Annotated in this window: 8 protein-coding genes; 4 read left to right on the top strand and 4 right to left on the bottom strand. The window is 39.4% G+C overall.

All coding sequences use genetic code 11. The features are described 5' to 3' along the window. Window positions 1-151: 151 nt before the first annotated feature. Window positions 152-1,882, bottom strand: coding sequence for a bifunctional ornithine lipid synthase OlsF (gene olsF / locus AAEY57_RS07050; protein WP_350607119.1), 1,731 nt, complete (start codon window positions 1,880-1,882; stop codon window positions 152-154). Window positions 1,883-2,042: 160 nt separating this feature from the next. Here olsF and AAEY57_RS07045 point away from each other — a divergent pair, with 160 nt between their 5' ends. After that, window positions 2,043-2,963: a 2-hydroxyacid dehydrogenase gene (locus tag AAEY57_RS07045; protein WP_076921490.1), complete on the top strand. Its 921-nt coding sequence runs from the start codon at window positions 2,043-2,045 to the stop codon at window positions 2,961-2,963. 256 nt (window positions 2,964-3,219) lie between these two features. On the opposite strand, the gene smrA is transcribed toward AAEY57_RS07045, so the two are convergent. Next, on the bottom strand, window positions 3,220-3,801 hold the full coding sequence (smrA, locus tag AAEY57_RS07040; RefSeq protein ID WP_076921492.1) for a DNA endonuclease SmrA: 582 nt from the start codon (window positions 3,799-3,801) through the stop codon (window positions 3,220-3,222). A 397-nt stretch (window positions 3,802-4,198) separates the two neighbouring features. Further along, on the bottom strand, window positions 4,199-4,444 hold the full coding sequence (locus AAEY57_RS07035) for a hypothetical protein (RefSeq protein WP_013464466.1): 246 nt from the start codon (window positions 4,442-4,444) through the stop codon (window positions 4,199-4,201). 633 nt (window positions 4,445-5,077) lie between these two features. Here AAEY57_RS07035 and AAEY57_RS07030 point away from each other — a divergent pair. Continuing rightward, window positions 5,078-5,461, top strand: a complete 384-nt coding sequence (locus tag AAEY57_RS07030; RefSeq protein WP_350607116.1) for a response regulator — start codon at window positions 5,078-5,080, stop codon at window positions 5,459-5,461. Between the two features lie 66 nt (window positions 5,462-5,527). Here the strand turns inward: AAEY57_RS07030 and rpsT are convergent, their stop codons facing one another. Next, on the bottom strand, window positions 5,528-5,788 hold the full coding sequence (rpsT, locus tag AAEY57_RS07025) for a 30S ribosomal protein S20 (protein ID WP_008114420.1): 261 nt from the start codon (window positions 5,786-5,788) through the stop codon (window positions 5,528-5,530). Between the two features lie 295 nt (window positions 5,789-6,083). Here rpsT and murJ point away from each other — a divergent pair, with 295 nt between their 5' ends. Further along, window positions 6,084-7,622 (top strand): murein biosynthesis integral membrane protein MurJ, encoded by a 1,539-nt coding sequence (murJ, locus tag AAEY57_RS07020; protein WP_502935490.1) that lies wholly within the window; start codon window positions 6,084-6,086, stop codon window positions 7,620-7,622. 74 nt (window positions 7,623-7,696) lie between these two features. Then, window positions 7,697-8,623 (top strand): bifunctional riboflavin kinase/FAD synthetase, encoded by a 927-nt coding sequence (ribF, locus tag AAEY57_RS07015; RefSeq protein WP_024602833.1) that lies wholly within the window; start codon window positions 7,697-7,699, stop codon window positions 8,621-8,623. Window positions 8,624-8,625: the final 2 nt, after the last annotated feature.

Here is an 8,625-nt window from a genome sequence, read left to right as displayed (position 1 = left end):
TGATGTATAGCGATTTGATTTTTTCATAGTTCCAGTTTCTCAAGTTATTGAGTCTCTGGCAAACACGGGGCGATTCAAATTGCCTAAGTTTAAGTATTTAAGTTTAAGCGCCCAAGCTTAGGCGCTTAAGTTAATATTTTAACGGCAAAACTCAGTTTATTGAGGCGGTGTCTTGCGCTCCCAAATAGCGTTTTGCTTTACTCGGTTTTACTTTCTCAAGGTCGACCAATACCAACCCATCAATACAATTATTAAATTGCGGATCAATACTAAAACTTAAAAACGTTACCCCATTTGGCTCACATAGCTCGGTGTATTGTTTAAATAGTGTAGGTACATGGGTGCCCATATTAGCCAGTATGTGTTTAAGTTCTACAAAGTCTTCTTTGATGTTGTTACCCATAAACAAATTAGTGCATTGAATCTGCTGTTCACGGGTATGACGAAAAGCATTGTTAGGCGTTGCGAGTGACTTTTCAGAGCCATAATAGTGCTGATAATAATGTACCAGTAAGGATTTTGCTTGCTCTGGCAGTGCGTTTGACACACTCACGGCACCAAATAAGTAACGATACTGAGGGTAGCGGTTAATAAAGGCACCAATGCCATACCATAAGTAGTCGAGGCTTTTTCTGCCCCAGTATTTGGGTTGTACAAAACTACGGCCTAATTCTATGCCTTGCTTGAAGTATGGCGTCATCTCTTGGGTATAATTAAATAAGCTATCGGTATAAAGCCCACGTTGAGAGTGCTGTTCAATCACATCCTGCGCGCAGGCTAATCTGTAAGCGCCAACTAGTTCGAGTGATTGTGCATCCCATAAGACTAAGTGTTGATAATGCATATCGTATTTGTCTATATCACGGCGATTGCCACTGCCTTCACCTACTGCACGAAAGGCAATTTCCCGTAGGCGGCCAAGTTCACGAAATAACGGTGAGCTGCCTTGGTATTGGTATAAATAAATAACCATGCCATCACTGGTTTTACCTAAATGTTCACAGCTTTCGATGGCTTTTTTTAATTCTTTTTTACACTCTGGTGAGGCAATAGGGGCATGAGTTTTTAGTGGCAGTGTTTTTTTAGTGGTTAAACGGTACAGCTGTTTTCGTATAAGCTCGACAACTTCCTTGTCTTTTAAATCGGGTATTAAATAAGATTCAGGAGCAATGGAGGCGCCTATTTCAAATTCGAGCGATTTTTGGCGCTGTTTAAACATTTCTTTGACTAGTAGTAAACTGGCAAGCGGTTTATATAGCATAGAGGCACCGTAAAAAAGCGGGCTGTTTCTGGCTTTTATATGTATGGGTAAAATTGGGCTATTGGCTTTTTTAGCGATACGTAAAAACCCGCTGTTCCATTTACAGTCTTTGATCCCTGTTGGTCGAAGTCGAGAAACTTCACCCGCAGGGAAAATAAGTAATGCTCCTTCATTTTTTAAATGCTGGTGGATATTACTAAGCTCTTGTTTTTTACTTTGCCCCGACAAATTATCAACGGGTAGTAATAATGAATGCATTGCATCAACGGTCATTAGCATTCGGTTAGCCACGACTTTTAAATCAGCACGCACCGTCGATAACACATTAATTAATGCAAGCGCATCTAAGGATCCAATTGGATGATTAGCAATAATGACAATTTTCCCTTCACTGGGAATATTTTCTATTTGTTTTGCTTTGTATCGAGTGTCAAAATCAAGTTCATCAAGTACTTGCTCGACAAATTCTATTCCTTGAAGATGGGAATAAGTTGTTGCAAAGTTTGTAAACTCTTGTTCATGTAATAAGTAGCTAAGGCTCTTTTTTACCAGTTTTTTTATTTTAAATGAGTTAGTTAACTGTGGTAAGTTAGTCGCAATTACTTTATCTACACTGATCATACGCACCTCTTTTTTATACTAGGCTAAAGCCAATATGTTTAGCTTAGAGTGCGGATATGACAATACGCGGTCAGTTGTGTGACTTTTTAAAACCGTTTACATACTATTGAATTGAACCATATCAGTACTATTATTCAGGTTTACTTTTTAAGGAATCATCATGTCAGTTTTGGTGGCTATAACAGGTCGAGACAACACAAAATTAATAGCAAAAATGAAATCACGATTGCCTAGTATTCGAATTGAAGAACTTGATGATTGCCAAAATTTAGAGAGTGTAGAGTTCGTTTTAGCGTGGAATGCGCCTGCATCACTGTGGCCCACGTTACCAAACTTAAAGGCTGTGTCATCATTTGGCGCTGGCGTTGATAGCATTGATTTAAGTTTATTACCTGCGGATGTAGAGGTCGTGCGTATTGTTGATAAACAGTTAGCCAACGATATGGCTGAATACGTACTTACCCATGTATTAGCACAAAAATTGCGATTAAAAGAATATGCAATAAAGCAACAGCAAAGTATATGGAAACCTAAAAGAGCGCATAAACATAATCAAGTAAGCATTTTAGGGTTTGGCGAACTAGGTCAAGCATGTGCACATAGGCTGGTTAATAACGGTTTTAACGTAAATGCTTGGAGCCGAAGCCCTAAAACATCAAACATTGCGACACTCTATCATGGTGATGACGGCTTAACACAGATGCTTGCGCAAACCGATTATTTAGTATGTTTATTACCGCTTACCAGCAGTACCCAAGGCATTATTAATAAACAGTTACTTGAGCAACTGCCTGAACATGCTGTGGTGATTAATGTGGCCAGAGGTGGGCATATAGTAGAAGCTGATTTACTTGATGCACTTAACAATACACGTATACGCGCAGCAACGCTTGATGTGTTTGCCAGTGAACCACTACCAAGCGAACACCCTTATTGGTTGCATCCAGGTATTACTTTAACACCGCACTGTGCTGCGTTGTCAGATCTGGATAGTGTTATTGAACAAATAGCAGAAAACATTTTGCGTTTAAAAGCGAAACAGCCATTAATAAATTGCATTGATAAGCAGCAAGGTTATTAGTTAGCAGTTGTTGGCCTTCAAGGATTAACATTTGTTTAATTTTTAACAGAAACAGCTTGTTAACATTTGTAATTTTTATTATTGTTAAAAACAGTTATACAATAATAAAAAAATAGGATGAATTATGAAACCCAATCAAGGGGGCGCAAAAATTAGCATCGTGGTTGTATCTATCATTATATTAGGAATATCTGCCTGGTTTAATCAAGCCAATGCGGCAGCGCTGCTGATCTGACTCTTATTTTCACAGCAAGATTTAGCTACGCTTGCTGTGTATTTCTCTGTTTTGATGCTTTTTATCATCACTTTTCTTCAATAAAACATAAGTCGCACCACTTCCTCCATGCTGCCTAAGTGCAGTATGAAACGCTAAAACGCATGGAATTGTTTGTAACCACTGATTTACGTAACTTTTTAATATCCCTGGCTTGGTTTTATTTTTAATACCTATGCCATGGCGAACGAGTACCATTCTTATATTTCGCTGATGGCAGTCTTGAACAAAGGCTAATAATGATGCGTGTGCATTTTTTAAAAGTTGCCCATGTAAATCAAGCGTCGCATCAAGCTGATATTTCGCTAATCTTACATTTTTAAAAACCGCGCTTTGTACACCCTCTTTTTTAAAGCTTAATATGGCAAGTGGATCGAGTAATTCAAGTGGTTCATCCAACGGATTGAACTGTTCAGAGATTAAATCTGATTGTGCTGCTTTATTTTTTTCTTGCTGGGCGATGACCGCTTTATGGTTTTTAGGTGGTAAGGTCACAGTGTCATGCGTTATGGGGGTAACATCTTCCATAGAAGTTAAGAATAAATCGAAATCTGACAATGGCATGGGCTTATCTCAAATTAGGCAAGGGTCTGTTGACCTTTGCGGATTAAAATTTGTTCAAACTAGGGGCGGTTTAATCGCGGCGCGAGGTTTGTAACCTAGTGGGCTAAGTAAAAACCGAGCAACAAAGAGTAAATCGCCCTTAGGTAGAACCCAAAGGGCAGCGCCTGTTTGGCATTGATGCTGCGTTATCACCTATCTATGGGGAATAACCACACCACATAGGCTCTGCCTTGCCTAAATACCAAACAGACTGCTGCAAATTTAACCTTAAAAGGTCAACAGACCCTATTACGAGATAAATTTTAACTTAGTTCAAACCCAGACCCAAGATTTTTAACAGTGAGATATAAAAAAAGCCCAGAAAAACTGGGCTATAAAATATTCTAAGGGGAAGTAATTAATGCTGAGATACGCTAAATTGCCCAAACGTATAAACTTTGAACAAGTAAAATGTGTTGATCAACACTAAACTCATATTTGAAATAATACTCGACGACATAAGATCTAAGCTAAATGATAGGAATAACAAACCACAGGCACTAATCGCAGCAACGCGAAGCAGTGTCAGTTGGTTGATAAAGAATGCACCTAAACCTAGTGCAAGTAGTAATGTATTTAAAAGCCAATCTAGCTCGTTTAGCATGGTCGTTTCAATAGTTCAGTTGTTGAAAAAAGGAGCGCCATTATGTTGATCTTTTGCACAGCTTTCAACCAAGTAATTTTAAATTTTCAGATTAGTTTTTTTAATGCTAAAAGTAGGTCATTAATACCGAAAATAATCCCTCTTCAGCAATAATTCGATATTTTTGACAGCTCTGCGGTTGCTGTAAATCAATACATAGGTAAAGGGTTCTATGCTCCTTATCCAGTCGCGGGTTTAGGGTTGAGTCCAGTAGTTTTGGTTCGCTTGAAAACAACCCAGGCCAATACACACTTTGGCTTACCATAGACGATTTTTTATAAGTAAGTAAACTTGGCTTTGGCACTAAAACAAGTATAAGTAATAATATCGTGAAAATAAAAAGCAGGGTCAACTTGATGCCACACTTTGCGCTACTTGAGTGTAGTTTTAATTGTGAGCCAGTGTTTGCAAGCTTATTACTGGATCTTTGTTTAACAGTAGCGGCTTTATTTTTTTTGCGGCGACTTTTTTTGTGGTTTTCGACATAAAGCAAATCTGGCCTTTTTAGCTTAGCCCTCTATAATAAAGTAAATATTTGTATTTTAAGCAAATCACCAACTTCGCAGACATGGTTTTAGCCTATAAGGATTGTATATGAATACGCAGCTATCTATTTTAATAGTTGACGATGTTAGCACTGTGCGTAGCTTTCTAAGTCAAACATTAATGCATTTAGGGATAGAGAATGTAAAAGAAGCGTCTACGGCCGCGCAGTGTATTAGCGAGTGTCGCGCAGCCAATTTTAATATTATATTTTTAGACATAGAACTACCTGATGGCGATGGTAAAGAACTTATTGCGCAAATTAATGACTTATCACCAGAGACAAACGTGGTGATGGTGTCGGCTCATTCAGGCGTTGAAAATGTGAAGGATGCAATAGATAGAGGGGCAAAAGGGTTTGTGGTTAAACCATTTTCACCAAAGAAAATTGCGGCGATATTGAAAAAGTTTTATCCAGAGCTTGATAACGTTTAAGAGGCGTATTTATTTTGGGCAAAAAAAAACCGGCAAAAGCCGGTTTTTTTAATCTTGCAAAAACAATTATAGCGCTTTAATTTTAGCAGCTAAACGGCTCTTATGACGAGCAGCTTTGTTTTTGTGGATTAGACCCTTAGTTGCGTAACGGTCTAGGATAGGTGTAGCAACAGAAAAAGCTTGCTGTGCAGCTTCTTTATCGCCAGCTTCAATAGCTACGATTACTTTTTTGAAGTAAGTACGCATCATTGAACGACGGCTTGCGTTGTGCTGACGGTTTTTTTCGCTTGTGATAGCGCGTTTTTTTGCAGACTTGATGTTAGCCAAGGTTTGCTCCTAACAATCTTAAATAAAGCTTAAATTAAAGGCCGTGGAATATGCCTGTTTTTATCATGAATGTCAATTTAATTTTAACAATCCAAGAAAAACTGCTCCTTATAACGAACATCAATTTGCCGCTTTAGCAGTTAATGGCGCTATTGTAACAAAGCAAGGGGTTCGAGCCTAGTGCTTTAAAGCGATTTATAAAAAAGACTATGGCATAATTAACTTAATTGCTGATTTTTAATATGGATTTATAGTGTCAAAAGGTTTGTTTCGTTCCGGGATGATTGTAAGTGCAATGACAATGATCTCGCGTATTTTAGGGCTAGTGCGTGATGCTGTTGTTGCTAACTTGTTGGGGGCAGGGGCTGCGGCCGATGTGTTTTTATTTGCAAACCGTATTCCTAATTTTTTACGCCGTTTATTTGCTGAAGGGGCTTTTGCACAGGCGTTTGTACCGGTATTAAGTGAAATTAAACAGCAGCAAGGCGATGAGAAGGTCAGAATATTTGTTGCCCAAGCCGCCGGCACGTTAGGCACTATTTTACTGATAGTGACACTCTTTGGTGTGATAGCGTCACCTGTTATTGCTGCTTTATTCGGCACTGGTTGGTTTATTGATTGGTGGCAAGGTGGCCCTGACGCAGAAAAGTTTGAGCTTGCCAGTTCGCTATTAAAACTGACTTTTCCTTATTTGTTTTTTGTAAGCCTTGTGGCGCTCAGTGGCGCGGTGATGAACGTTTATAATCGTTTTGCCGTTGCGGCTTTTACCCCGGTGTTACTCAATGTATCCATTATTAGTTGTGCCATTTTATTACATGATCAGTTTTCTGTAGGCGCTTATGCGTTAGCTGTTGGCGTGTTTTTAGGAGGCGTGGTACAGCTATTATTTCAACTGCCGTTTTTGTATAAAGCAAAAATGCTAGCGCGCCCGCGCTGGGGTTGGCAAGATGAAAATGTGAAAAAAGTACGCAAGTTAATGCTCCCAGCGTTATTTGGTGTATCAATTAGTCAAATTAACTTATTACTCGATACGGTAATAGCTTCATTATTGATGACAGGCTCTATCGCTTGGCTGTATTACTCAGATAGACTGATTGAATTCCCACTTGGTTTATTTGGTATCGGTATTGCGACGGTTATTTTACCTGCGCTATCAAAATTACACAGCAGTAAAAAAAGTAGCGACTTTCAACATACCCTAGATTGGGGAGTGCGATTTGTGATTTTTTTAGGGCTCCCTGCAATGGTAGGCCTGATGATTATAAGCCCGTTGATTATTACTGTTCTGTTTGATCACGGCGCGTTTAAAGAGGCTGGCATTGATCACGTTAAGGCAGTGAGCTTAGGGGTGGTTGCCTACTCGGTGGGATTAGTCAGCTTTATGTTAATTAAAGTGTTGGCGCCTGGGTTTTATTCTCGCCAAGATACGAAAACACCGGTGCGCATTGGTATTGTCACTTTGGTGCTTAACATGGTGTTTAATATTATGCTGGCGCCCTTTATTGGCTATTTAGGCTTAGCCCTGGCAACCTCTATGTCGGCTAGTTGTAATGCCTACTTACTGTACCGACAGCTTAAAAAAGAGAATGTTTACCAGTTCTCCAGCATGAGTGGCTACTTCACTTTGAAGTGTTTGCTGGCGAGTGTGACGATGGGCGCGCTAGTGTGGTTTACCAGTAGACACTATGATTGGCCTAGCTGGCACTTTAGTGAACAAGTTATGTTGTTGGTTGTGTTATTAATTATTGCGGTTGTTAGTTACTTTTTTATGTTGTTTTTGATGGGCGTTAGACTAAATACGATAAAAAGTGTAGCAATTACTGAATCAAATTAAAAAAAAGATTATAATCGGACACTCTGCGACCCAAGGTCGCATTTTATCGCTCGCTGAAAAAGGCATTAGGTGGCATGGAGTTAATTAGAGGTATACACAATATACGCCCACAACACTTTGGTTGTGTGCTAACCATTGGTAATTTTGATGGTGTTCATTTGGGTCATGCTGCCGTATTAAAAGGGCTGTTAGCGGATGCCAAAGAAAATAATTTACCCAGCACTGTAATGTTATTTGAGCCTCAGCCACAAGAGTTTTTTGCAAAAAACAATGCCCCGGCTAGGCTTACTCGACTGCGTGATAAACTTCGTCTATTGAGTAACTTGGGGATTGAGCGCGTTATTTGTATTAGCTTTAATCAAGCGTTTGCAAATATGCATGCAGAGCAGTTTGTGAGCGATATTTTAATTAAAAAGCTGGGCGTTAAAGCATTAACGGTTGGCGATGATTTTAGATTTGGTAAACAGCGCCAAGGAAATTTTAGCCTATTGGCTAATATGGGTACTCAAGCGGGAATGAGTGTTAAAAGCACTGCCAGCTTTAGGCAATTAAATGCTAGAGTAAGCAGTACCTTAATACGAGAAGCGCTTGCTGAGGGTGACTTGGTTAGTGCAAAAGTCATGCTTGGGCATAATTATGCGATATCTGGGCGTGTTATTCACGGCTGGAAAAAAGGCCGAGAATTAGGTTTTAGAACGGCAAATATTGCGCTAAAGCGTCAAGTTTGTCCGGTTAATGGCGTATTCGCGGTTCAAGTAATGATCGCAGGAAAACACGTTTTTGGGGTAGCTAACATTGGAAACAAACCCACATTTAATGGAACTCGTGCCTTATTAGAAGTACACCTTTTTGATTTTGCACAAGATATTTATGGACAATTTATGCATGTGGAGTTGATTGAAAAACTCCGCAACGAGAAAAAATTCGAGACATTAACACAACTGACGGCACAAATAGCAACCGATGTTGCCGCCGCTAAGCAGTGTTTTGGTTTAAATTAGGT

This window comes from Pseudoalteromonas sp. MER144-MNA-CIBAN-0113, from assembly GCF_040308965.1.
GTDB lineage: Bacteria > Pseudomonadota > Gammaproteobacteria > Enterobacterales > Alteromonadaceae > Pseudoalteromonas > Pseudoalteromonas tetraodonis.
Note: the sequence above shows the minus strand (reverse complement) of the source record. Positions and strands in the feature narration are given on the sequence as shown.